The following is a 24,240-nucleotide window of genomic DNA, read 5'->3' as shown; positions in this document are numbered from 1 at the left end:
GCATGCAATGTCGCCGCCGAAACTTCGTACGGCAATCGAGGCAAGTCATGAAGGCGTATTTCATCGGCGGCGGCATAGGATCGCTCGCGGGCGCGGCGTTCCTGATCCGCGACGCACACCAGGCGGGGCGTGACATCGTGATCTACGAGGCGCAGCCGCTGGTCGGCGGCAGCCTCGACGGCGCCCAGCTCGCGAACGGCGCCTATTCGCTGCGCGGCGGCCGCATGCTCACCACCGACCACTACGAATGCACCTGGGACCTGCTCTCGAGCATCCCCTCGCTGGAGCATCCGGGCCTCAGCGTGCGCGACGAGACCATCGCCTTCAACGTGGAGAATCCGGCGCACTCGCAGGCGCGGCTGGTCGACCGCAACCGCTTCAAGGTCGACGTCTCGCATATGGGCTTCTCCGCGCGCGACCGGCTGGAGCTGCTGCGGCTCACCGAGGCCTCGGAAGAGGCGCTCGGCAACAGCCGCATCACCGACTGGCTGTCACCCGGATTCTTCGAGTCCAATTTCTGGTACATGTGGCAGACCACCTTCGCCTTCCAACCCTGGCACAGCGCGGTCGAGCTGAAGCGTTATCTGCATCGCTTCATGAACGAGTTTCCGCGCATCGAGACGCTCGCCGGCGTCAAGCGCACCGTCTACAATCAATACGACGCGATCGTGCGGCCGCTCGCCGACTGGCTGAAGCGCCAGGGCGTGCAGTTCGTGCGCGGCACGCGCGTCACCGACATGGCGTTCGAGACCGAAGGCGCGCGCTTGCGCGTGCGCCAGCTGACGCTCGACCGCGACGGCCGCACGGCCAACGTCCGGCTCGAGGACGACAACATCGTCGTCTTCCAGAACGGCTCGATGACGGACGCCTCGAGCCTGGGCACGATGGCCGAACCGCCGCCGCGCCTGACCAGGAAGGACAGCCAGGGCTGGGCGCTGTGGGAGACGATCGCGCAGGGCCGTCCCGAATTCGGCAATCCGGCCGCCTTCAACACGTCGATCCCGGAATCCTACTGGCTGTCCTTCACTGTCACCTGCCGCGATCCGCTGTTCTTCGACCGGATGGAGGAGTTCTCCGGCAACCGGGCCGGCACCGGCGGCCTGGTGACGTTCAAGGATTCCAACTGGCTGATGTCGGTCGTGCTCTATCACCAGCCGCATTTCGTGGGACAGCCGAACAACGTGCAGGTGTTCTGGGGCTATGCGCTGCATCCCGATCGCGTCGGCAATTTCGTCGCCAAGCCGATGTCCGATTGCGGCGGCGCGGATATCCTGAAGGAGCTGCGCGGTCACCTGAATTTCGATGCGAGCGTGTTCGACGACGCGATCTGCATTCCCTGCCGCATGCCCTACATCACCAGCATGTTCATGCCGCGCCATCTGGCCGACCGGCCGCTGCCGGTGCCGAAGAACTCGGTCAACCTCGCCTTCGTCAGCCAGTTCGTCGAGATCCCCGACGACGTCGTGTTCACCGTCGAATATTCGGTGCGGGCGGCGCAGATGGCGGTCTATCAGCTGATGAAGATCGACCGCCCGGTGCCGCCGGTGACGCGGCACGACAAGTCGCTCGCGGTGATCTTCGCGACGCTGGAAAAGGCGTTCGCGTGAAGCTGTTTCTCCCTCGCCCCGTTATTACGGGGAGAGGGGTGGGGTGAGGGGCTTTCTCCACAAATACGGTGGCAGATGGACTCGCGGAGGCCCCCCCCCCCTCACCCGGAATTTGCTGGCGCAAATTCCGGCCTCTCCCCGCAAGCGGGGAGAGGCGAGAAGAGCTACTTGAACGGATCCTGGATCGAGGGCGAGGACTGCCGGATGCGGCGCACGCTGACCGGCGTGCCGTCGGAGACGAACAGCAATTCGTAGCGCCGGCCCTCGCTGTCGGTGGCCGAGCAGGTGACGTCGTTCACCTTCCTGGCGGCGAAATTGCCGGTCTGGCGGCAGAGGCCGGTGGAGGTCTGCTCGGCCGGCACCGGCAGGCCGTCGACCTTGGGGCGGTGCTTGGAGTTGAGCAGCATGCGGTCGATCCGCAGCTCGTAGGAATTGTCGTCGGCACGCTTGCCGTTCTCGCCGGAGAACGACACGACGTGGCTGTCGTCGGCGGGATCGTCGACCGCGACCGCGAAATTGACCCGGCCTTTGTCGCCATGGGCGTAGGCGACCGTCTTGCAGGCAAAGGCGCGGCCGGCGACCTTGAACGTCTTGCATTGGCCGGACATCAGCGCCAACAGGTCGATGAGACCATTCTGCTGCGCCGGCGGATTGTTGACCGGGATAGGGCTGGAAGTCTCGGCAAAACAAGGACTTGCCAAAGCCATGGTCAAGGCGGCGAGAACCGGTCGGCAGAAGCGCATCGTCGGGCTCGTGTGCCAGAGGGCCGTGGCGGCGGAGGAAAAGTTCCGCACCATAACCATCGAACCGCAAATTGGTTGCGATCCCGTTTGTTCTGCAACACCCGCCTGGAATACCACCGCGCCACCCCCACGGCGATTCGTCCACATCGCCCAACCCGTCCGCCCGGCACTTGCCGCCAGGCCGGTGTTTTTTTCGTGGCGGAGCTAGCCCGTGGCCGCCTGCCAGCGCGTGTCGCGAAGCGATGGCCGACGGTGCAGGCGGGCGTCCAGCAGGGCGCGGGCGCGGGGCAGCTCGCCGCTGCGCATGAGCGCGACGATGTAGGTGTCCTCGATCAGCTCGCGCTGGGCGTGGCTGCCGCCGATCCGCACGACCTCGGCGAGAACAGGCGCGAGCATTTGCACGGACGAGGCGTAATCCTCGCCGGCAAAGGCCGCCAGCGCGCGGACGATCGCCGGCACGACCGGGCCGGCCGGCAGCTTGCCCTCGGCGAGCCGCTGCTCGATCGTCGCAAGGCGCGCGGTGAGCGCCGCGTGGTTTTGCGTCGCCGCCGCGAACAGCGCCATGTGAACGTCGGCGAAGGGCAGGCTCGACTTCGGGAACATTTTTTGCGCGGCGGCGTCGGCCTCCTGCCACAGCGTCTTCGGCACGGTGTGGCCGTACGCCGACAGGCGCCAGAGCAGCGAGGCGGCGTCGGTGACGACGTTGAGCGGCGGCGCCTGTGTGACCGCCGGCTGAAGCACGTCGGCATAGATCGCGAGCGCGCGCGCCGAATCGTCCCGCTCGAGCGCGCCGAGCGCCTGGTGCCAGCGGATATGGCCGTGCAGGATGCCGGCGCGGTCGTAAGTCGGAATCCAGTCGTCGACGAGGCGATCGGCCGCCTCGATCGAGCCGTCCTCGAACATCGCGTGCAGCACCGCATGCGCCGCATGGGCGTTCGCCCGGCGCAAATTGAAGCCGCGCTCGGTCACGCTGCGGCCGCGGGCGACATCGCCGTTCTCGGTCATGGCCCAGCCGGCCATGGTCAGGAACCACCAGTCCTCGCCGTAATGTTGCGCGACGCGCTCGCACAGCTCATGCCGCGCGCGATCGTGATCGGCCATGCCGGAGAAGGCGAACAGGCCGAACGCACCGAGCGGCAGCGACAGCACCAGGGCATCGCGCGGCCAGCTCTCGATGTGCTTCAGCGTCGATGCAATCGCCTCGTGCAGCCGGCCCTCGATTGACAGCGCCAGCGTTTCGACATGCGAGCGTTCGCGCTCCGTGCCCCGCCTGGCGACCAGCTCGCGCGCGAGCGCCGCCTTGCTCCGTGCCAGATCGCCTTGCTGGTAGAAGGCATGCACGCGGGCACGGGCGATATGAGGCAGCGCGAAGTCGGGATCGGCGGCAATCGCGCGCTCCAGCGTCTCGGCCATGCCGGTCCACCCCGAGAGCATGAGGTCGACGCCGTCGCGATAGGCGTCAGCAGCCGCATCGGACGCGGTGGAGAGCGGCAGGCCGTAGCGATCTTGATGCGCCATCGTCGTCTCCGAGAGGTCACGCCGTCCGGGCGCGACGGCCTTCGATCGGGTAGGCGGGATCGTTGTAGCCCGGCGTCGAGGGATGGCCCGGGGTGACCAGCCGGTCGACCAGTGCCTCGTCCTCCGCGGTGAAACGATAGTCGAGCGCGCTGATGTAGCCGTCCCATTGCTCCTCGGTGCGCGGGCCGGCGATGATCGAGGAGACGAAGGCGGAGTTGAGCACCCAGGCAACCGCGAACTGGCCGGCGGTGATGCCCTTCCTCTCCGCGTGCGCCTTGATCTCCTGCGCCAGCTGAAGCGATTCCGGCCGCCATTCGGTCTGCATCATGCGGGTGTCGTTGCGCCCCGCGCGCGTCTCCTTGTCGGGGGCGGCGTCCGGCTTGTACTTGCCGGTGAGCACGCCGCGCGCCAGCGGGCTGTAGGGGACGATGCCGAGGCCGTAATAGGCGCAGGCCGGGAAGTGCTCGACCTCGGGCATGCGGTTCATGGCGTTGTAATAGGGCTGGCTCACCGCGGGACGGTCGATGCCGAGCCGGTCGCAGATGTTGCAGATCTCGGCGACGCGCCAGGCGCGGTAGTTGGAGACGCCGAAATAGCGCACCTTGCCGGCGCGGATCAGATCGCCCATCGCGCGCACCGTCTCCTCCAGCGGCGTCGCATGGTCTTCCTTGTGCAGATAGTAGATGTCGATGTGATCGGTGCCGAGCCGCTTCAGGCTCTCGTCCGCGGCCTGCAGCACCCAGCGCCGTGACAGGCCGACACGGTTGGGATCATCGCCCATCGGGTTGGCGAGTTTGGTCGCGAGCACCCAGGCATGCCGGTCGTCGGCAATGGCGCGGCCGACGACCTCTTCGGATGCGCCTTTCGAATAGGCGTCGGCCGTATCGATGAAGTTGATGCCGGCCGCGTGCGCCTTGTCGATGATCCGCTTCGACGCGGCTTGATCGGTCGGCCCGCCGAACATCATGGTGCCCAGGCAGATGGGCGACACTTTCAGGCCGGAGCGGCCGAGCTGGCGGTATTGCATGGGCTATCCTTGCTGCTTCCTCTGCAGGAACATAGCCGCCCAGTTCCGTCATTGCGAGCGCAGCGAAGCAATCCAGAGATGCGTCCGCGGAAAGATCGTGGATTGCTTCGTCGCAAGGGCTTCTCGCAATGACGAGGAGAGCGCGGTGGCAGTTCGACTGTGCGTCTCTATCCCGGCCCCTTCAAGATCTTGAACACGCCGTTCGCCATCACGATGCAGCGGTCGTCGACCGTCACCTCCGTGCTCATGAAGATCAGGCTGCGGGTCGAGCGCACCACGCGCGGGCGCGAGATCAGGATGTCGCCGATCTGGCCGGCCTCGACGAAATGAGTGTCGAGCTGCACGGTCGCCATGAACTCCTTGCCGGAGACGTAGCGGGCGGTCATGCCGCAGGTGCGGTCGGCGAAGGTCATCATCACCCCGCCCTGGACCATGCCGCGACGGTTGTGGTGCTTGTCCTCGGTCGCGAGCGCGAATTCGTAATGGCCGTCGACCTTGCGCTCCCACAACGGGCCGACCAGGTGCACGAAGCCGGTGGTCTCGAGAATGCTCCAGCCCTCTGATTTCAGCCTTGTCGCGGCCCTGCTCGTCATCGCTCCGTCCACCCCTGCAACGCTGTCTCGCCTCGTTTCATCAGATGCGGTCCTGGTGTAGTCAAGCACCATGAGACCTTTCGACGATGCCACCCGGCGGAATATCGCAGAGGCCTGCGCCTCCTTCGCGCGGCTGCCTGACGAGGCTGAGCCGTCGGCACTGAAGCGCGCCGCGGTGGTGCTGGCGCTGACCGAATCCAGCGACGGCGACGACACCGCCTTCCTGCTCACCAGGCGTGCCTCACACCTGCGTGCGCATCGCGGCCAATGGGCGTTGCCCGGCGGACGCTGCGATGCCGGCGAGACGCCGGTCGAGGCGGCGCTGCGCGAGCTCGACGAGGAGCTCGCGCTCAAGCTTCCAGCCGAGGCGGTGCTCGGCCTGCTCGACGATTATCCGACCCGCTCCGGCTATCTGATCACGCCGGTCGTGGTTTGGGCGGCCGACAGTGCCGCGATCATTCCGAACCCGGACGAGGTCGCCTCCGTGCATCGCATCGCGCTCGACACGATCGAACGCGACGAGGCCTTCGATTTCGCCGCGATCCCCGAAAGCACCCGCCGCGTGATTCGGTTCCATCACCAGATGAGCCTGATCCACGCGCCGACGGCGGCCCTGATCTACCAGTTCCGCGAGGTGCTGGCGGGACGGCACACCCGCGTCACCGAGCTGGAACAGCCGGTATTCGCCTGGAAGTGATGGTAAACGGCACGTTAACGTGCCGGTTACCGGATGCCTGCTAAGAGGGCGGCATGCATCGATCGATTCGAAACACATTGGCGCTGGTTCCACTTGCGCTTGTCCTGATCACGCCCGCCGTACGTGGCGGCGAGGCCGACGCATTGTCGCCGTCCGTGCGCGGCGCCAACGCCCAGCTGCTGTCGCAGTTCTTTGCGCAAGGCGCGGGGGCGTCCCCGGCCGTGCTCGAATATCGTCGCAAGCTCGCCGAGTATCAGGCGGCGCGCGCGGCCTTCGACGCCGAGGCAAGCGCCTATTGGAGCCAGATCTCGGAGAAGCGGAAGGGTCGCAATGCCAAGCGGCGCAGCGGGCAGCAGGTGACGCTCGATGATTACGTGCTGGAGCATCCGCCGCTCTATAACGGGCCGAAGAAGCCGGTGAATCCGGAGCCCGAGGAAACGCCGGACCGGCCGCCCCGCAAGCCTATCCCCGTCGTCGCCGATTTCCTGCGCGCGGCGCAGGAGCTCTATCAGTTCACGCCGCAGCGCCCGTCCGGCGAGGTCGAGTTCAAGCGCGCTTATGCGCGCTACGCGCTCGCCTCCGGGCTGACGCGCGAGCAGGCCGTGCGGGTTTACGCCTTCGAGACCGGCGGCACCGGCAGCCACGACGTGCAGGCGGGAATTGAACATGGCGGCAAGCGCGCGATCTCGACCGCGATGGGTTACAACCAGCTCCTGACCACCAACAGCGTCGAGCTGCTGGCGGAGCAGGGACACGAACTTATTCGCGCGCTCTCCGAGAAAGTGGCGCGGTCGTCAGGACCGGCGCGCCAGGCGCTCGAGCACAAGCTCGTCGTGCTGAAGAAGATGGTCGCGCATGCCAAGTCGGTGCCCGACACCTGGTCGGAGCACGAGAAGATCGGCAATACCGCGCAGGGCTGGGCCATGCATGCGATGGTGCTCGACATCGATATCGGGCCGATGCTGCAGACGCACAAGCTGCTGACCTCGGTGCTGTTCGCCCGCGCCAAGGGCCACACCCGTCCGCTCACCGCGGCCGAGCTCGAGATGATGAACCTCACCGGCGACGGCACCGGGCTCGACATGGTGACGATGCCGCAGGCCATGCGCGAGCAGGTGCCGACCTCGAACTTCTTCCAGCGCGGCGGCTACGAGCGCAACCCGGTCGCGATCCGCCACAACACGGTGGCCAAGCTGCTGGCGGTCACGGACGATCGGATGGACGTGAACAGCGGCAAACCCGGCGCCCGGGAATTGGCGGCGGCGTTTTAGCCCCTTCGCGCTGCCGCATCCTCCACTGTCATGCCCCGGCTCGACCGGGCATCCAGTACGCAGCGGCCTCTCGATTCAATCACGACGGCCTCTGGAATACTGGATCACCCGCCTTCGCGGGTGATGACACCGAGAGTGTGGCCGCGCATCGTCCCGCCCGCCGCAGCTCCTACTGATCCGGCCCGAACTTGAACTTGCCGTCGCCTTCGAGATAGGGGCCGCTGCGCATGTAGAGCTGGCCGTTCTGGCCGATGAAGAACAGCGTGCCCTTCGGCACCTTCTTGGCGCCCTTCAGCAGCTCGCCGGCATTGCTGGTGCCCATCTTGTAGGAATAGGTCTTGCCGTCCCTGTCATACGCATAGCCCATGTCGGACTTGAGCTCCCAGGGCGTTGCCGTCGATTGCGCGCATGCGGGCGCGGCGAACCCGCCGAGCAGCGTTACGCATGCGACCGAAACCAGCGCAAATGTCTTCGTTGAAAATGCCATGATCCCATCCTCCCCGTCGTGGGCATCGGGCTTGAACAAATCACGAACGGTGCACCCGGGTCAATTTGCGAAAGCGCCGCAGCGCATCACGTCTTGTCCAGCAGTTTGTGATTTTCCCTCCGTCCCCTCGCGACTATGTTCCGCTTTCCGTCTAGAACGCAACTCGACAAAATTATTGGTGGGGATGATTCGGATGCGCCATGTGATCAAACTTTGCTGGGCTGCTGCATTGTCGTTGACGGCGCTGGCGCCGGCCGCCCGGGCCAACGATTACCAGCTCAGCCACAACCAGCGCATTTCGTGCAGCCGCGGCCTTGCCCCGGGCAAGCTGAACACGGCGACCTGCAAGTCCTACACCTATCTCTTCAACACCAGGACCTCGGAATATTTCCGCTGCCAGGTTTCGCTGGCGCTGACCCGCGACAACAAGGAAGTCATCAACGTCCAGACCGATGGCGGCTGCACCAAGAAGCCGCGCATCTTCGAGACCGACGGGAAGTATGATTTCGATGCGACCGAGACCGAGCCGCCGAACACCAATTCGTTCTTCGGCCCCGGCGGCTATTCGGTCTGGGCCGCCGACGTCGGCGCTCAGAAGGTGCGCGGCTGCATCACCATCTCCTCCGGCCTCGGCTCCGACATCTCCAAGTGCCTGGACATGACGTTCCAGTGAGAACGCGCTCGATCGCCTCATAGGCGGTGCACTCCCTCCCCCGCCTGCGGGGGAGGGTCGGGGAGAGGGTGTCTCGGCATCGGGACAATCCCCTGGAGGAGAAAGCCCTCACCCGCGCCTTCGGCGCGACCTCTCCCGCGAGCGGGAGAGGTGACGGAGCCCGCGGCGCGTGCGATTGAGCCTCACGCTGCGCCACCTCGCCGCACCCACCGGTTCCCAAAGTCCAGTCGGATCGGCCGTTCGCCGCAGTCCTGTTTTGCCTTTTGGATGGGTTGACCCGCATGCCTCATCCGGCCAATTTCGCGCCCGGTTTGGGGAGAACAACAACCATGAAACGGACCATTTTCGGCGTTGCCGCGGCTCTTGCTCTGGCGGCGTCGGCACCTTGCGCGCAGGCGCAATCCTTCATCAACGTGCTGACCGGGGGTACCTCCGGCGTGTATTATCCGCTCGGGGTCGCGATCGGAAAGATCTACGGCGACAAGATCCCGAACGTGAAGACGCAGGTGCAGGCCACCAAGGCGTCGGTCGAGAATCTCATTCTGCTGCAGCAGGGTCGTGGCGAGCTGGCCTTCACGCTGGGCGACTCGCTGAAAGCCGCCTGGAACGGCGAGGAGGAAGCCGGCTTCAAGACCAAGCTCGACAAGCTCCGCACCATCGGCGCGATCTATCCGAACTACATCCAGATCGTCGCGACCGCCGACAGCGGCATCAAGACGCTGGCCGACCTCAAGGGCAAGAGCCTCTCGGTCGGCGCGCCGAAGTCGGGCACCGAGCTGAACTCGCGCGCGATCCTGGCCGCGGCCGGCATGAGCTACAAGGATCTCGGCAAGGTCGAGTATCTGCCGTTCGCCGAATCCGTCGACCTCATGAAGAACCGGCAGCTCAACGCGACGCTGCAATCGGCCGGGCTTGGCGTCGCCTCGCTGAAGGACCTGTCGACCTCGAGCCCGATCACGGTGGTGTCGGTGCCGAAGGAGACCGTCGACAAGATCGGCCCGCCCTTCGTCTCGGCGATCATTCCGGCCAACACCTATACCGGCCAGGACAAGGACGTTCCGACGGCGGCCGTGATCAACTATCTCGTCACGAGCTCCGCCGTGTCGGACGATCTCGCCTATCAGATGACCAAGCTGGTCTACGAATCGCTGCCGGAATTGCAGACCGCGCATGCGGCCGGCAAGGAGATCAAGCTCGAGACCGCCGCGACAGGCAGCCCGGTTCCGCTGCACCCCGGCGCGATCCGCTATTACAAGGAAAAAGGGCTGATCAAGTAAGGTCGGCTCTCGGTATCGGACGTCATGGCCGGGCTTGTCCCGGCCATCCACGTTCTTAGGCAGGGCGAGAAAGCTCGTGGATGCCCGGGACAAGCCCGGGCATGACGGTCTGGAGACGCTGTGCAATGTTATAAGCGCTGGACGGTTGGGGACGGATTGAAATGCTGGAAAAGGCAGAGGGCACTGACGCTGCCCCCATCAAGGTCGAGTTCGACAATTTCGAGCACGGTTTCCCGGAAGGCTTCGGCCCGGGCGTGTGGGGCGCGCTTGCGTACTGGATCGGCATCGCCTTCGCGACCTTCCAGCTCTATGTCGCCGCTTTCAACTATCTGCCGAGCCAGGTGGTGCGCGGCGTCCATGTCGGCTTCCTCGTTCTGCTCACGTTCGGCCTGATCGCCAACTTCACGGCGAGGAGCACTGCCGGCCGCGCGCTCGGCTGGGCGATCGGCGGCGCCGGCTTCCTCTGCGGGCTCTACCAATGGATCTTCTATGCCGACCTGATCGCGCGCGACGGCGACCCGACGCGGCTCGATCTCGTGGTCGGCACGCTGCTGGCGGTGCTGATCTTCGAGGGCACGCGGCGCCTGATGGGCGCGGCGCTGCCGCTGATGTGCGGCGCGTGCCTCGTCTACTGGTTCTTCGGCCAATATCTGCCGTCGCCGCTCAACCATCGCGGCTACGACTTCGACCAGATCGTCACGCATCTGTCGTTCGGTACCGAAGGCTTCTACGGCGTGCCGATCTACGTCTCGGCCACCTACATCTTCCTGTTCATCCTGTTCGGCTCGTTCCTGGAGCGCGCCGGCATGATCCAGCTGTTCACCGACGTCTCGCTCGGCCTGTTCGGCCGCACCCGCGGCGGCCCGGCCAAGGTCGCGGTGTTCGCCTCCGGCATGATGGGCACGATCTCCGGCTCGGGCGTCGCCAATGTGGTGACCGTCGGCCAGTTCACCATTCCGCTGATGATCAGGTTCGGATATCGCCGTGCCTTCGCCGCCGGCGTCGAGGCCACGGCCTCGATGGGCGGGCAGATCATGCCGCCGGTGATGGGCGCGGTCGCCTTCATCATGGCCGAGACGCTCGGCGTGCAATATTCGGAGATCGTCAAGGCGGCGGCGATCCCTGCGATCCTGTATTTCGCGTCGGCCTTCTGGATGGTGCATCTGGAAGCAGGCAAGCACGGGCTCGTCGGCATGAAGCGCTCGGAAATTCCGAGCGCCTGGAAGGCGCTGGTGACGCGCTGGTATCTCGTGCTGCCGCTCGCTGCCCTCGTCTACATGCTGTTCGAGGGCTTCACGCCGCTCTATGCCGGCAGCATGGGCCTCGCGCTGACCGTGACGCTGATCCTTGGCGCTGCCATCACGGCCGGCGTCTCCGCAACCGCCATTCGGTACATCTTCTGGATCGGACTCGCGCTCGTGGTCGCCGCGCTCTCGCGCGATGGCTTGCAGATCGTGCCGGTCGCGAGCGTCGTCGTCGGCCTGATCGTGATCACCGCCTTCGTCCGCGGCGGCTTTGCGGCGCTGCGTGCCTGCCGCGACGCGCTGGCCGAGAGCGCCAAATCCGCCATCACCGTCGGCATGGCCTGCGCCATCGTCGGCGTCATCATCGGCATGATGTCGCAGACCGGCGTCGGCACCATCTTCGGCGGCTGGGTGATCGGGCTCGGCGAGAAGAGCCTGTTCCTGGCGCTGATCATGACCATGCTGCTGTCGATCCTGCTCGGCACCGGCATCCCGACCATCCCGACCTACATCATCACCGCCGCGCTCGCCGCGCCGGCGCTCGCCAAGCTCGGCGTGCCGCTGATCGCGAGCCACATGTTCGCGTTCTATTACGGAATCATGGCCGACCTTTCGCCGCCGGTGGCGCTGGCTGCGCTCGCGGCAGCCCCGATCGCCAAGGAGAACCCGGACAAGATCGGCTGGGAGGCGATGCGCATCGCGCTCGCCGGCTACGTCATCCCCTTCATCTTCGTCTATTCGCCGGCGCTGCTGTTGCAGACGGGCGATCCCATGGCGGCCAAGCTCGGCTTCTACGGCGCGGTGGCGCTGGCCGCCACCAAGGCATTGGTGGCGATCGGCCTGTTCGGCATGGTCGCGATCGGCTTCCTGTTCACGCGGCTGACGCTGATCGAGCGCCTGGTCGCGCTCGGCGCCGCGTTCTGCCTGCTCGGCGAATTCCCGTTCAGCGACACCGCCGGCTTCGTGCTCGCTGCTGCGCTGGCGCTGTGGCAATGGCGGCAGCGCCCGCCGGCGCCGGTCGAGGCGGTGTGAGCCTCTGCTTCGCAACAGCTTTCGGCGTGAAGGCGCTGGCGCTGTCCGCCTTTACGCTGGCCTGGACGCATTCGGTTGCGAAGGTCGACTGGCAGGAGGATTGGCGCGTCACCCCCGCCGGCCTCGAGCTGGTGCAGGCCCGCGTCAAGGGCACCGGCCCCGGCATGGAGCCGCCGCCGGAGGCACGGCTGGTCGACGGCTGGTTTCAATGGCAGCCGAAGCGGGCGCCGATGCAACAGGTCGTGCTCGGCAATTCCGGTGCGGCCGGGGAGTGGCGGTTGTGCCATGACGGGACGTGCCGGACGCTGTCCGAGATTGTCGGCCATCCGATCGGTGCTAACGTCACCACAATGAGCATCTGCGAACAACAAAAGAAATAAGGGAGATCACGATGGATCGGCTCAAGGGCAAGGTTGCGATGGTGGTGGGGGCCGGCTCGATCGGGCCCGGCTGGGGCAACGGCAAGGCCACTGCCGTGACCTTCGCGCGCGAGGGCGCGCAGGTGTTTTGCGTCGACCGCAACGGCGCCGCGGCCGAGGAGACCGCGAAGATCATCACCGGCGAGGGCGGCAAGGCGACGGCGTTCACCGCCGACGTCGCGCGTCCGGCCGAGATCGAGGCCATGGTGGCGGCGTGCCTGAAGGCCTATGGCCGCATTGACGTGCTCGACAACAATGTCGGCATCGCCGAGATGGGCAGCGTGGTCGAGGTGACCGAGGAGAGCTGGGACCGCGTCTTCAGCGTCAACCTCAAGAGCGCCTATTTCGCCATGAAGCACGTCATTCCCGTGATGGTGAAGCAGGGCGGCGGCTCGATCATCAACATCTCCTCGATCGCCTCGATCCGCCACATGGGCATCTCCTACGTCACCTACGGCAGCTCGAAGGCAGCGATGAACCAGATGACGCGCACCACCGCGATCGAGTTCGCGCGCCAGCATGTACGCGTCAATGCGATCCTGCCCGGCCTGATGAAGACGCCGATGGTTGAGCATTCCGCAGGCCTGGCCGCCAGCTACGCCAAGGGCGACGTCGAGGCGATGTGGCGCGCCCGCGATGCGCAGGTGCCGATGGGGCACATGGGCGATGCCTTCGACGTCGCCAACGCCGCGCTGTTCCTGGCGTCGGACGAATCGAAATACGTGACCGGGATCGAGCTCGTGGTCGACGGCGGGATCACCTGCAAGGCGGGGGCGTAAATTACTTCAACCAGTCCCGTCATCCTGAGGTACGAGCCGCGCGGCGCAACGCGGCGCGCGGGGAGCCCCGAAGGATAGACGGCCCCGATGCAGCCGGGCCGTCGCCCTTCGAGGGCCGCTGAAGAAGCGGCCGCCTCAGGGTGGCGGATTGAAATTGATGCTCGGGACGACAGCGGTGATTACTGCGCCAGCGCCAGGATCCCGCCGGCGAACGAATGCCACGCCGCACTCTCGCTGACCGGCCAGTTCAGCACCTTCACCGCCAGCAGCGCCAGTGTGCCGTAGATGTAGACCGGATGCACGCGGCCTTCGGCGCGCCAGTCGCGCGCCATGGCGACGACGAGCAGGAGCGAGGCGACGACGGCCGGCGCGATCGTCACCGGCACCGGCGGCGGGCCGGGCGGGCCGGGAGGCGCCAGGAAGGTCAGGAACCAGCGCGCGATGGCGGCATCGAGGATCGAGACCGCGGCCAGCAGCATCAACCGCTTGTGAACCTCGGGCCTGCGCGTGTTCATGATCGCGAGCACGAACACGATCGCGAAGAACGCGATCCCGCTCATCGGCACGATCGAGAAGCCGATGCCGGCCTCGCGCTGGCCGAGCGCGGCGGAATGCTGCATCACGTGCACCGAGGCGAGGAAGCCAAATATCGTCATTGCGGTGGCGAGCGACACGCCGGCAATGCCGAGCGAACGGTGATTGACCACGCGGCCCGAGGCCGCGAGCCAGGTCTGCAGCACGAAATAGAGAGACCAGGTGAAGAACAAGAATCCGTGAAAATGAATCACCGGGCTTGCGGACAGCGTCCGGTGGGCGAGCGGCACCCAATAGGTCGGCGCGAAACCGAGAAACGCGGTGGCCGCGCAGGCCAGGGCCATGTGCAGATAAAAATACCGTGCAGGCGACGCATCACGCGCGCGTACACGACGGTCGTCGGTCAGGGTCGTCATCTGGAGTGAGTCTGGAGACGAGGGATTTGGTTCAATGCCGGCCGTTCACGCTCGGCTGTCCCGGATCGGCGCGCGCTTTAAGGCGCGCTTGTCCGGGACGACACCGAGCTTGTATCCACGAGTTGCCTCATCCCCCCGCGCTCAATTCTGCGCGATCGAGCTCCTCTTCGATGCGGTGGAAGGCATCGTCACCTATCACCTCGGTGGCGCGGAGGTCGAAGATCGCTTTGCGCGCGGCGTCGATGGCACGGCGGCGCAGCGGATCGGCCGGCAGTTCGCCGTTGGCGATGCCGCCATTGGGATCGTTCTCGGCCTGCATCAGGATGGCGCGATATTCGAGCCGCAGGATCTCCGCCTCCTCCGACGGATCGCTCTCGATCGCCTCGAGCGCAGCGCGATACGCGACGGCACGTCCGCGCGCGACCTCGATGCCGACGGGATCGTCGTCTTCGAGGCGGAAGGCGAGGATCAGCGGCCGCAGCGTCAGGCCCTGGATCACCAGCGTCCCCAGCACCACCGCGAAGGCGATGAAGACGATGAAATCGCGATAGGGGAAATTCTCCGGCAGGGCAAAGGCGGTGGCGAGCGTGACGAGGCCGCGCATGCCGCACCAGGAGATGATGAGCCCGCCCTTGGGCGAGGCCACCTGTTTCGGATCCTTGGGATGATAGAGCCCGCGCGCGATCAGCACCCGGAGCGTCGTGCGATAGAACGTGACCCAGAACAGGCGCACCATAATCACGGTGAGCAGGATCCAGGCGGCGGCCACGCAATATTCCCAGCGGACGTCCGCATCCAGCCGCGTCCAGATCGGCCGCATCTGCATGCCGATCAGCATGAAGGCGAGCACGTTGAGCACGAACACCGTGGTCTCCCACACCGCATAGGATGGCACCCGCAGCCGCGCCGGCATGCGCGCGGGCGCGGTGCGCGCCAGGGTGATGGCGTAGACGACGATGGTGAGGATGCCGGAGAGGCCGAGATGCTCGGCGGCGATCCAGACCATGAAGGTGGTGGCGAACTGAACGATGATCGCGCTCGGCGCCTCCGTCATGCGCTCCATGATGGGCGAGATGAGGCGGGCTGCGACAAGGCCGGCGACCACGCTGCCGACCAGGGCCAGCGCCATGGTCGGCGCAACCTGGCTCCACGTCAGGTGTTCGGTGGCGACCGCGCCGACCGCGATGCGATAGATCAGAAGAGCGCTGGCATCGTTGAGCAGGCTTTCGCCCTCCAGGACCTTCACCATGCGATGGGGCAGCTTGACCTGGCTCAGGATCGCGACCGCGGCGGCCGCATCCGGCGGCGCAACGATGGCGCCGAGCGCGACCGCGGCGGCCCAGGGCATGTCAGGCATCAGCCGGTGCGCGACGAAGGCCACGGCGGCCGTGGTCAGGCCGACCGCGGCGACGACCAGGGTCGAGACCGGAACCCAATTGTTGCGCAGATCGCGCAGCGAGGTGTCGAACGCGGCGTCGAGCAGGACCGGTGCGACAAAAAGGGCCAGTGCGAGGTCGGGCTCCAGCGTCCAGGACGGACTGGACGGCACGAAGGCGATCAGCGCGCCGCCGATGGCGAGAAAGGTCGGGTAGGGGACCTTGATCCGCCGCGCCAGCGCCGATAAGGCAACGGCGCCGAGCAGGAGCACGATGATCCATTCGAATGTCGACACGATGATCCCCGAAACCGATGTGGGCGGCACCACAAGCTAGCACCAATCCGGCCGTATGACGGATTGTACGGCCCCGAGGCAAGGCGTAAGGCAAGACCGAGAGCAAGGCCCAAAGCAAGCTTCCGACTGCAACGAGCATGCGTTTTCAAAAACTCATCCAATCGTCAGGTGCCGTAGTGCTTTGCGCGCTCTCGCTCGGCGCCGCCCGGGCTGCGACCGGCGGCGAGCCGGCTGCGGTGATCAAGGTCGATGTCGAATCATGTCTCGCGGCGGCCGCGGCCGACGATATGGACAGGGCCGCCACGGCCTGCGCCGCCGTGATCGATAACGAGAAGACCGCCAAGGAGGATCTGATCAAGGCTTTGGTCGCGCGCGCGGCGCTCTATGCGCGGCACGATCAGGTCGACCGCGCCATCGCCGACGACAGCCGCGTTCTCCTGCTCGATCCCACGCTTGCCGACATCTTCAATGCGCGCGGCGAGCTCTGGCTCAGGAAGGGCGACAAGCCCAAGGCGGTGCAGGATTTCGGCGCGGCCCTGAAGATCGATCCGAACCACGAGAAGGCCAAGGCCAATCACAAGGCGATGGCGCGCGAGCTCGAGCGCATCGGCGCGCAGATGGCCGTCGCCGGCAAGCCCAGCTTCAACTGCCGGAATGCGGTCCGGGCCGTGGAGAAGGCGATCTGCAGAAATCGCGAGCTGGCCGATCTCGACCGCGAGATTTTCGGGTCGAACGCGCGTGCGATCCGGCAGGCGCCCAATCCGGCGGAGGCCAAGAGGCTCCAGCGCGAGCAGGACGCGTTCATCGCCCGCCGCAATGCGGCGTACGGCCGGCCGGGCTATGATCTGAAGAAGGCGATGCAGGAGCGGCTGCAACAGATCAACGGGGTGGATGGGTATTGAGGCTTGTTTCGCCCCTCCCGCAAGCGGGGCGAGGGACTGATGCAGCGGGGCGCTCCCAGCTGGCCCGAATTGAACCCATTCCGTGCCCGACGCGACAATGGTGAAAACCTGACGTCACGGAGCAATCTGCCATGTGCGGCACGCATCCTTCCGCGCAAGCGCTTTCGCTTGCCAAAAGCTCGTTTCGCGCCTTCCTTCTCAGCGCTGCCATGAGCCTTGTCCTCGCTGCGCCGGCCTCGGCCGGTACCGACTGCGTGATGGGCAGCAAGGCTGCTCCAGCGGAGCTGATGCCCGCCTGCACGGCTATCATCGACCAGACCGCCAATCCCGCCTCCGATCGTGCCGCGGCCCTGCTGGTTCGCGCCGACGCCCATGCCCGGACTTCGGGCGGCCTCACCCAGGCCTTACGGGACATCGACCGCGCCATTGCGCTCGACGGCAGGAATGCGAAGGCCTGGCGCCTGCGCGGCGACCTGTTGCGCGAGGCCGGCGGGGATCTCAACCGCGCCGCAGCCGACCTCAGCAAGGCGATCGAGCTCGATCCCGCGGACGCAGAGGCCTACGAGCTGCGCGGTATCGTCTACACCAATCAGCGCCGGCTCGACCGCGCGCTCGCCGACTACGACCAGGCGATCAAGCTGAAGCCGGACTTTGCGCAGGCCTGGTCCGATCGCGGCGTTGCCCACTATCTCGGCGGCGACAACGAAAAGGCGATCCGGAATTTCGACGAGGCCCTGCGGCTCGACCCCGACCGGCCCCGCACCTATACCAATCGTGGGGCGGCCTATAAGAAGCTCGGCCAGCTCGACAAGGCGCTCGCCGATGACGGCGAGGCGATCAGGCTCGATCCTAAGGTGCCGGAATATTACGACAACCGCGGCCTGATCTATGCGGCCATGGGCGAGTACGACAAGGCCATTGCCGATTACGACCTGGCGATCCGGCGGGAGCCGCGCGCCAACTTCCTGACCAACCGCGGCGATTCCTATCAATTCAAGGGCGAGCTCGGGGCCGCACTGAGCGACTACGAGGCGGCGCTGAAGCTCGATCCGAATTTCGCGAAGACCTACAACAACCGCGCCGTGCTCTACAAGAAGATGGGCGAGCGTAAGAAGGCGCTGGCGGACTACGAGATGGCGCTGAAGCTCGATCCCGGCAACGAGAACGCCGCGAATGGCCGCCGGGCCACGATCGCCGAGATCGCGAAATTCGGCGCGGCGTCCCCGGGCCCTATTCATGCGCGCTCGGCCGATGATCGCGGTCCGTCATTCGATTGCGCCAACGCGAAGCGCGAGGTCGAGCAAGTGATCTGCGCCGATCCGCAGCTTGGCGTGCTTGACCGCCAGATCGCCGAGGCTTACGCGCGTGTGCTGAAATCCGCAAGCAAGCGCGCGGCGGAAGGCCTGCGCAAGTCCCAGCGCGATTTCCTCGTCACGCGCGATGCGAGTTTCCGTCGGCCCGGCTATGATCTGAAGAAGGTCATGCAGGATCGCTTGCTGCGGCTGAATGCGATGGAGAGCTGAGCGCCCCTTCGCCTCTCCCCGCCTGCGGGAGAGGCCGGAATTCGCGACAGCAAATTCCGGGTGAGGGGCTCTGCGCGCGTCCAACCCTCACCGTGACCGCGGATGCAGCCCCGACCCTCTCGGCGCGAGCGGAGCTCGTTGCGACCCGTAAGAACGGGGAGAGGGAGAAGATGCATCCTTTTCAGCTTGAACCGCGGCCCGTTCCCGGGAAAATAGCCCTCAAACAAGGCCGGCATTGATCCTGGTCATGGCGGGGCGTCTGTCCTGCCACGAGGTTCGGAGCCAGCCGAATAAAGGGAACGGGAGCGCGGGAATGAACATCCAGGGCAAGAGTCTCTATCACGAGGTCCATACGCGCTCGCTCGCCGACCCCGAAGGCTTCTGGGCCGAGGCCGCCAAAGACATCGACTGGATCGAGCCGCCCAAGACGATCTTCGATCCAAGCCAAGGAACCTACGGCCGTTGGTTCACGGGCGGTGTTGTCAATACCTGCTACAACGCGCTCGACCGCCATGTCGCAGGCGGCCGCGCCGACCAGATCGCGCTGATCCACGATTCGCCGCTGACCGGCAGCGTCACCAAATTGACCTATGCCGAGCTGCTGAACGAGGTGCAGGCGCTCGCCGCGATCATGCAGGATTTCGGCGTCGCCAAGGGCGATCGTGTCATCCTCTATATGCCGATGGTGCCGGAGGCCGTGGTCGCGATGCTCGCCTGCGCGCGGATCGGGGCGGTGCATTCCGTGGTGTTCGGCGGCTTCGCAGCGAAGGAGCTCGCCACCCGCATCGACGACGCGCAGCCGAAACTCATTCTCTCCGCAAGCTGCGGCATCGAGCCGGGCCGCATCGTGCAGTACAAGCCGCTGCTCGACGAGGCGGTCAAGCTTGCCGGCAGCAAGCCGAAAGCCTGCATCATCCTGCAACGTCCGCAGCTTACCTGCGATCTGACGCCGGGCCGGGACTACGATTGGGCGAGCCTGCGCCGCAAGGCGCTGAATGACGGCAAGAAGGCAGCTTGCGCGCCTGTAGCCGCGACCGATCCGCTCTACATCCTCTACACCTCGGGCACCACGGGCATCCCGAAGGGCGTCGTGCGCGACAATGGCGGCCATCTCGTCGCGGTGAAATGGTCGATGTTCAACCTCTATGGCGTCAAGCCGGGCGAGGTGTGGTGGTGCGGCTCCGACATCGGCTGGGTGGTCGGCCACAGCTACATCGTCTACGGCCCGCTGCTGCACGGCGCGACGACGATCATGTACGAGGGCAAGCCGGTCGGCACACCTGACGCCGGCGCGTTCTGGCGCGTGATCTCGGAGCACAAGGCGGTTGCATTGTTCACCGCGCCGACCGCGTTCCGCGCGATCCGGAAAGAGGATCCGGAAGGAAAGTTCATCCGGCAATACGATCTCTCGAAATTCCGCACCCTGTTCCTCGCCGGCGAGCGCGCCGATCCGCCGACGGTCGAATGGGCGGAAGCGCAGCTCAAGGTGCCGGTAATCGACCATTGGTGGCAGACCGAGACCGGCTGGTGCATCGCCGGCAACCCGGTCGGGCTCGGCATGCTGCCGGTGAAGCACGGCTCGCCGACGGTGCCGATGCCGGGCTACCAGGTCGACGTGGTCGACGAGGCGGCGAAGCCGGTGGGGCCCAACACGATGGGCTCGATCGTCATCAAGCTGCCGATGCCGCCGGGCTGCCTGCCGACGCTGTGGAATCAGGATACGCGCTTCAAGGAAGCGTATTTGAGCGAATTTCCCGGCTATTACAAAACCTCGGATGCCGGCTACAAGGACGAGGACGGCTACGTCTTCGTCATGGGCCGCACCGACGACATCATCAACGTCGCCGGCCATCGGCTCTCCACCGGCGGCATGGAGGAGATCCTGGCCTCGCATCCCGATGTCGCCGAATGCGCCGTGCTCGGCGTCAAGGACGCGATCAAGGGCGAGGTGCCCTGCGGCTTCCTGGTGCTCAAGGCCGGCGTGAAACGGGCGCCGGCCGAGATCGAGAAGGAGATCATCGCGCTGGTGCGCGACAAGCTCGGCCCGGTCGCCGCCTTCAAGCTCGCGATCACCGTCGGCCGCCTGCCCAAGACGCGCTCCGGCAAGATTCTGCGCGGCACCATCAAGAAGATCGCCGACGGCGAGTCCTGGACCATGCCGGCGACGATCGAGGATCCCAAGGCGCTCGACGAAATCGGGGAGGCGCTGAAGGGGCGGGTGTGAGGAAGTTCTGCGGTCATATGAGTGAGGCGCGAGGCCGTCTCTCCAACCTCAACGGTCATCACCCGCCTGCGCGGGGAATGACAGCGAGCGTGGGACGGCGTCCAGGGACTTACATTCTCCTCATTCCCCGCTAAACAGGGTCGGTCAACAAGGGACCCTCGATGCCACTTGCCGCCGCGCCGCGCCTGCTTGCAGCTGTGCTGCTCGCCACCGCTGTTTCCGCCTGCTCCGCGCGCTACCAGAATACGGTGGCGGTGGGCGGTGACGATGACGACGCGGTGTGCCAGGGCCGGGGCTATGCGCAGGGCTCGCCGGAATACGTGGCCTGCCGCAAGGACCGCGACGTCCAGCGCAACGCCGCCACCGCGCGCGCCGACCGCCGCCAGCGCGATCTCGGCGAATACATGCTGAACCATCCCGAGCGGCCCTGACGTGTGGGAGCGGCACTATGTTGCCGCCAGCGCGTCTCGCCTGCCTGGTTTTCGTGACACATATGCAACGCCGTGGCCAAATCGTGGCGGCGTCCGCCTGAATTGATCGAGATCAAATCCTCCAGCGTCCCCTTTCTGCTCTGACGCTCATGGCGCGCAACGATGCGCGAGAGATGGCTGAAGGGGATTGAAATGCAGAGAACGACAAGAAACCTGGCGCGGCTTGCGACTTTTGGCGCGATGCTGGCGGGCACGTTTGCATCGGTGCAAGCTGCCGATTTGCCTGTCTACAAGAAGGCGCCGCCGCCGGTGGAGGCATTCAATCCGTGGATGGTGCGCCTGCGCGTGCTCGGCGTGTTGCCGGATGGCGGCAGCTCGACCGTCAATGTGGCGGGCGTGCCCTCGCTGTCCTCGCCGAATTCCGGCCTCTCGATCAGCGACCAGGTCGTCCCCGAGCTCGACATCAGCTATTTCTTCACCAAGAACATCGCGGCCGAGCTGATCCTCGGCGTGACCCGGCACTCGATCAACGGCACCGGGTCGCTCGCAAACCTGCCGATCGGCAAGACCACGCTGCTGCCGCCGACCCTGACGCTGCAATATCACTTCGACCAGTTCGGCGCGTTCAAGCCCTATGTCGGCGCCGGCGTGAACTACACCGTGTTCTTCAACACTTCCGCCCGCAATACGCCGTCCGCGATCGTCGGTCCGCCCGCGATCGTCGCCACCACCACCAACCTGCATGTCAGCAACGCATGGGGCGGCGCCGTGCAGTTCGGCTTCGACTACATGATCGACCGGCACTGGGGTCTCAACGTCGACGTCAAGAAGCTCTGGCTGCGCCCGGATTACAGCGCCACCGTCTCCGGCCTGCCGGTCACCGGCACCGCGCATATCGATCCGTGGCTGGTCGGCGCCGGCGTGACGTACAAGTTCTGAGATTGTTGCTTGGAGACGAGCTGTGACCACAGCCGACCCTGCGCTCCCTCCCCCCTTGCCGGGGAGGGCGGGGGAGAGGGGTAGCTCAGCAAGCGGTGTGCAAGAGTCGCACCGCTTCGAGGTGATGGAGGGAGTCCCCGTGGGGTACCCCTCTCCCTAACCCTCCCCCGCAAGGGGGGAGGGGACGCAGTGTGCGTGTGGCGACACGCGTCACACGCGCTCAGCCCGTCTTCACAAAACAAAAAGCGCGGCAGGCTTCCCTGCCGCGCTTTTTGCGTTTGAAGCGAGCGAAGAAGGAGGAACTACTCCTCCTCGGCGTCCTGCTTCTTGCCGCCGAGCGTCTTCAGCTTGGCGAACACGGCGTCGACGTTGAGGTCGTCGCTGGACTTCTCCGCGGATTCGTATTCGTCCTTGCGGGTGGTCTCGGAGGCCGGCAGCAGCGTGGCGCCGCCATAGGCGGCGTCGACCGGCTTTTCCTTGGCGGCGCGCTGCACCTCGAAATCGAGCTCGATCTGCGAGCAGAGGCCGAGGGTGACGGGATCGATCGGGGTGAGCTGGGACGTGTTCCAGTGGGTGCGGTCACGCACGCTGGCAATGGTGCTCTTGGTGGTGCCGACCAGACGCATGATCTGGGCGTCCTTGAGCTCGGGATGGCTGCGCAGCAGCCAGAGGATGGCGCTCGGACGCTCGTGGCGGCGCGACACCGGGGTGTAGCGCGGGCCCTTGCGCTTGGGCTGCGGCGGCAGCACCACCTTGCTCTCCTGGAGGCGGAGCCGGTAATCCGGGTTCTTCTCGCCCTTCTCGATCTCCTCGCGGGTGAGCTGGCCGTTGGAGAGGGGATCCATGCCCTTGATGCCCTGGGCCGCATCGCCATCGGCGATCGCGCGCACCTCGAGGGGATGCATCTTGGTGAAATCGGCGACCTGGTCGAAGGTCAGCGCGGTGTTGTCGAGCAGCCAGACGGCGGTCGCCTTGGGCATCAGAGGTGCGTTGCTCATGGCAAATCTCCTTTGTGCTTCGCCCACCCCTCTGGAGGCGAAACCGGTGGTCATCAGCGATGACAGGGAATTCGCGCTATATAAGCCCGGAGGGGCTGGCCACGCAATGGTTCTGCTATAGATAGTGCCTTGACAGCGCCCGAAAGGGGGCCCAATTCCCTTGGAAATCGCGGTATAGTTCAACCCGACCGTTTTAAGCCCTATTCCATCCATCGACCGCCCCCGCCGGAAGGCGAAACGGGTGATTCGGTCCCGAGATCGCTCAATGTCAGCCAAACCAGACCTCAAGATCGTGCTTTGTTCTCCCCGCGGCTTCTGTGCCGGGGTGGTCCGGGCGATCGACACCGTGGAACGGGCGCTCGATAAATACGGCGCCCCCGTCTATGTTCGCCACGAGATTGTGCATAACAAATACGTCGTCGACGGGTTGAAGAAGAAGGGCGCCATCTTCGTCGAGGAGCTCGCCGAAATCCCGGAGAACACCACCGCGCCGGTGGTCTTCTCGGCCCATGGCGTGCCGAAATCGGTTCCGGCCGACGCGCAGTCCCGCAATCTGTTCTCGCTGGATGCGACCTGCCCGCTGGTGACCAAGGTCCATCGCGAGGCCGCGATCCATTTCAAGCGTGGCCGCGAGATCTTCCTGATCGGCCACTCCCATCACCCAGAGGTGGTCGGCACGCTCGGCCAGCTTCCGGCCGGCGCGGTGACCCTGATCGAGACCGCCGAGGACGCCAAGACCATCGCCCCGCAGGACCCCAACAACCTCGCCTTCGTGACCCAGACCACGCTGTCGATCGACGACACCGCGGAGATCGTGGCGCTCTTGAAGGAGCGCTTCCCCAACATCAACGGCCCGCACAAGGAAGACATCTGCTACGCCACCACCAACCGCCAGCTCGCGGTGAAGAAGGTGGCGCCGGTGGTGGACGCGCTCATCGTCGTCGGTGCCCCCAATTCGTCGAACTCGCAGCGACTGCGCGAGGTTGCCGAGCGCGAGGGCTGCAAGATCGCGGTGCTGGCGCAGCGCGCCGCCGACATCGACTGGGACAAGTTCGGCAACCTCACGAGCCTCGGCATCACCGCCGGCGCTTCCGCGCCGGAGGTGATCGTCGAGGAGATCATGGACGCCTTCGCCGAGCGCTACACGCTGCATGTGGAGACGGTCTCGGCCGCGGAAGAGAACGAGTTCTTCCCGCTGCCGCGTCAGGTGCGTCCCGAAGCTGCCGCCGAGTAG

At 65.8% G+C, this 24,240-nt stretch carries 22 protein-coding genes; 14 read left to right on the top strand and 8 right to left on the bottom strand.

Annotated elements, in window-relative coordinates; genetic code table 11:
- The first annotated feature begins 2 nt into the window (after positions 1 to 2).
- Positions 3 to 1,607, top strand: a complete 1,605-nt coding sequence (locus AC066S_RS08875) for an oleate hydratase (protein WP_478269443.1) — start codon at positions 3 to 5, stop codon at positions 1,605 to 1,607.
- A gap of 164 nt (positions 1,608 to 1,771) precedes the next feature.
- Here AC066S_RS08875 and AC066S_RS08870 read toward each other — a convergent pair whose 3' ends face one another.
- The 4 genes from AC066S_RS08870 to AC066S_RS08855 all read right to left on the bottom strand — a co-directional run bounded on the left by AC066S_RS08870 (position 1,772) and on the right by AC066S_RS08855 (position 5,488).
- Positions 1,772 to 2,350 (bottom strand): hypothetical protein, encoded by a 579-nt coding sequence (locus AC066S_RS08870; RefSeq protein WP_167767424.1) that lies wholly within the window; start codon positions 2,348 to 2,350, stop codon positions 1,772 to 1,774.
- Between the two features lie 204 nt (positions 2,351 to 2,554).
- Positions 2,555 to 3,868, bottom strand: a complete 1,314-nt coding sequence (locus AC066S_RS08865) for a tetratricopeptide repeat protein (RefSeq protein WP_478269442.1) — start codon at positions 3,866 to 3,868, stop codon at positions 2,555 to 2,557.
- A 16-nt stretch (positions 3,869 to 3,884) separates the two neighbouring features.
- Entirely contained in the window at positions 3,885 to 4,895 is a 1,011-nt protein-coding gene (locus AC066S_RS08860; protein ID WP_126260352.1) for an aldo/keto reductase, read from the bottom strand.
- A 167-nt stretch (positions 4,896 to 5,062) separates the two neighbouring features.
- Positions 5,063 to 5,488, bottom strand: coding sequence for a PaaI family thioesterase (locus AC066S_RS08855; protein ID WP_167772068.1), 426 nt, complete (start codon positions 5,486 to 5,488; stop codon positions 5,063 to 5,065).
- 70 nt (positions 5,489 to 5,558) lie between these two features.
- On the opposite strand from AC066S_RS08855, the gene AC066S_RS08850 reads away from it, so the two are divergent.
- The gene (locus tag AC066S_RS08850; protein WP_478269441.1) at positions 5,559 to 6,185 is read left to right on the top strand and encodes an NUDIX hydrolase; all 627 of its coding nucleotides are present in this window, start codon (positions 5,559 to 5,561) and stop codon (positions 6,183 to 6,185) included.
- A gap of 53 nt (positions 6,186 to 6,238) precedes the next feature.
- Positions 6,239 to 7,456, top strand: coding sequence for a hypothetical protein (locus AC066S_RS08845; protein ID WP_478269440.1), 1,218 nt, complete (start codon positions 6,239 to 6,241; stop codon positions 7,454 to 7,456).
- Between the two features lie 169 nt (positions 7,457 to 7,625).
- Here AC066S_RS08845 and AC066S_RS08840 read toward each other — a convergent pair whose 3' ends face one another.
- Positions 7,626 to 7,943, bottom strand: a complete 318-nt coding sequence (locus tag AC066S_RS08840) for a hypothetical protein (RefSeq protein ID WP_126260356.1) — start codon at positions 7,941 to 7,943, stop codon at positions 7,626 to 7,628.
- A gap of 193 nt (positions 7,944 to 8,136) precedes the next feature.
- Here AC066S_RS08840 and AC066S_RS08835 point away from each other — a divergent pair, with 193 nt between their 5' ends.
- The 5 genes from AC066S_RS08835 (at position 8,137) to AC066S_RS08815 (ending at position 13,367) form a co-directional block, all read left to right on the top strand.
- A complete protein-coding gene (locus AC066S_RS08835; RefSeq protein WP_167767423.1) occupies positions 8,137 to 8,616 on the top strand; it encodes a hypothetical protein in 480 nt (159 codons plus the stop codon).
- Between the two features lie 329 nt (positions 8,617 to 8,945).
- Entirely contained in the window at positions 8,946 to 9,893 is a 948-nt protein-coding gene (locus AC066S_RS08830; protein ID WP_126260358.1) for a TAXI family TRAP transporter solute-binding subunit, read from the top strand.
- Between the two features lie 161 nt (positions 9,894 to 10,054).
- A complete protein-coding gene (locus tag AC066S_RS08825) occupies positions 10,055 to 12,169 on the top strand; it encodes a TRAP transporter permease (RefSeq protein ID WP_478269439.1) in 2,115 nt (704 codons plus the stop codon).
- Positions 12,130 to 12,549 (top strand): DUF1850 domain-containing protein, encoded by a 420-nt coding sequence (locus AC066S_RS08820; RefSeq protein ID WP_478269438.1) that lies wholly within the window; start codon positions 12,130 to 12,132, stop codon positions 12,547 to 12,549. Before AC066S_RS08825 ends, AC066S_RS08820 begins: the two co-directional genes overlap by 40 nt.
- An 11-nt stretch (positions 12,550 to 12,560) precedes the next feature.
- Positions 12,561 to 13,367, top strand: coding sequence for an SDR family NAD(P)-dependent oxidoreductase (locus tag AC066S_RS08815; RefSeq protein ID WP_135168824.1), 807 nt, complete (start codon positions 12,561 to 12,563; stop codon positions 13,365 to 13,367).
- A 179-nt stretch (positions 13,368 to 13,546) separates the two neighbouring features.
- Here AC066S_RS08815 and AC066S_RS08810 read toward each other — a convergent pair whose 3' ends face one another.
- Together AC066S_RS08810 and AC066S_RS08805 are read right to left on the bottom strand one after the other, a co-directional pair.
- Entirely contained in the window at positions 13,547 to 14,317 is a 771-nt protein-coding gene (locus AC066S_RS08810; RefSeq protein WP_478269437.1) for a hypothetical protein, read from the bottom strand.
- Between the two features lie 127 nt (positions 14,318 to 14,444).
- Complete coding sequence (locus tag AC066S_RS08805) at positions 14,445 to 15,989, bottom strand: cation:proton antiporter (protein WP_167767421.1); 1,545 nt, start codon at positions 15,987 to 15,989, stop codon at positions 14,445 to 14,447.
- A 137-nt stretch (positions 15,990 to 16,126) separates the two neighbouring features.
- On the opposite strand from AC066S_RS08805, the gene AC066S_RS08800 reads away from it, so the two are divergent.
- The 5 genes from AC066S_RS08800 (at position 16,127) to AC066S_RS08780 (ending at position 22,008) form a co-directional block, all read left to right on the top strand.
- Positions 16,127 to 16,891 (top strand): tetratricopeptide repeat protein, encoded by a 765-nt coding sequence (locus AC066S_RS08800; RefSeq protein ID WP_478269436.1) that lies wholly within the window; start codon positions 16,127 to 16,129, stop codon positions 16,889 to 16,891.
- A gap of 131 nt (positions 16,892 to 17,022) precedes the next feature.
- Entirely contained in the window at positions 17,023 to 18,414 is a 1,392-nt protein-coding gene (locus tag AC066S_RS08795) for a tetratricopeptide repeat protein (RefSeq protein ID WP_478269435.1), read from the top strand.
- 313 nt (positions 18,415 to 18,727) lie between these two features.
- Entirely contained in the window at positions 18,728 to 20,638 is a 1,911-nt protein-coding gene (locus AC066S_RS08790) for a propionyl-CoA synthetase (protein ID WP_478269434.1), read from the top strand.
- 161 nt (positions 20,639 to 20,799) lie between these two features.
- Positions 20,800 to 21,069, top strand: coding sequence for a hypothetical protein (locus tag AC066S_RS08785; protein WP_126260366.1), 270 nt, complete (start codon positions 20,800 to 20,802; stop codon positions 21,067 to 21,069).
- A 192-nt stretch (positions 21,070 to 21,261) separates the two neighbouring features.
- Positions 21,262 to 22,008, top strand: coding sequence for an OmpW/AlkL family protein (locus tag AC066S_RS08780; protein ID WP_167772064.1), 747 nt, complete (start codon positions 21,262 to 21,264; stop codon positions 22,006 to 22,008).
- Between the two features lie 302 nt (positions 22,009 to 22,310).
- On the opposite strand, the gene AC066S_RS08775 is transcribed toward AC066S_RS08780, so the two are convergent.
- A complete protein-coding gene (locus AC066S_RS08775) occupies positions 22,311 to 23,006 on the bottom strand; it encodes a DUF1013 domain-containing protein (protein WP_164718923.1) in 696 nt (231 codons plus the stop codon).
- Positions 23,007 to 23,271: 265 nt separating this feature from the next.
- Here AC066S_RS08775 and ispH point away from each other — a divergent pair, with 265 nt between their 5' ends.
- Positions 23,272 to 24,240: a 4-hydroxy-3-methylbut-2-enyl diphosphate reductase gene (ispH, locus tag AC066S_RS08770; RefSeq protein WP_126260369.1), complete on the top strand. Its 969-nt coding sequence runs from the start codon at positions 23,272 to 23,274 to the stop codon at positions 24,238 to 24,240.

This window comes from Bradyrhizobium sp. CFUWI (genome assembly GCF_056429085.1).
The sequence above is the reverse complement of the archived record's forward strand: the minus strand, read 5'-3'. Positions and strand labels throughout refer to the sequence as shown.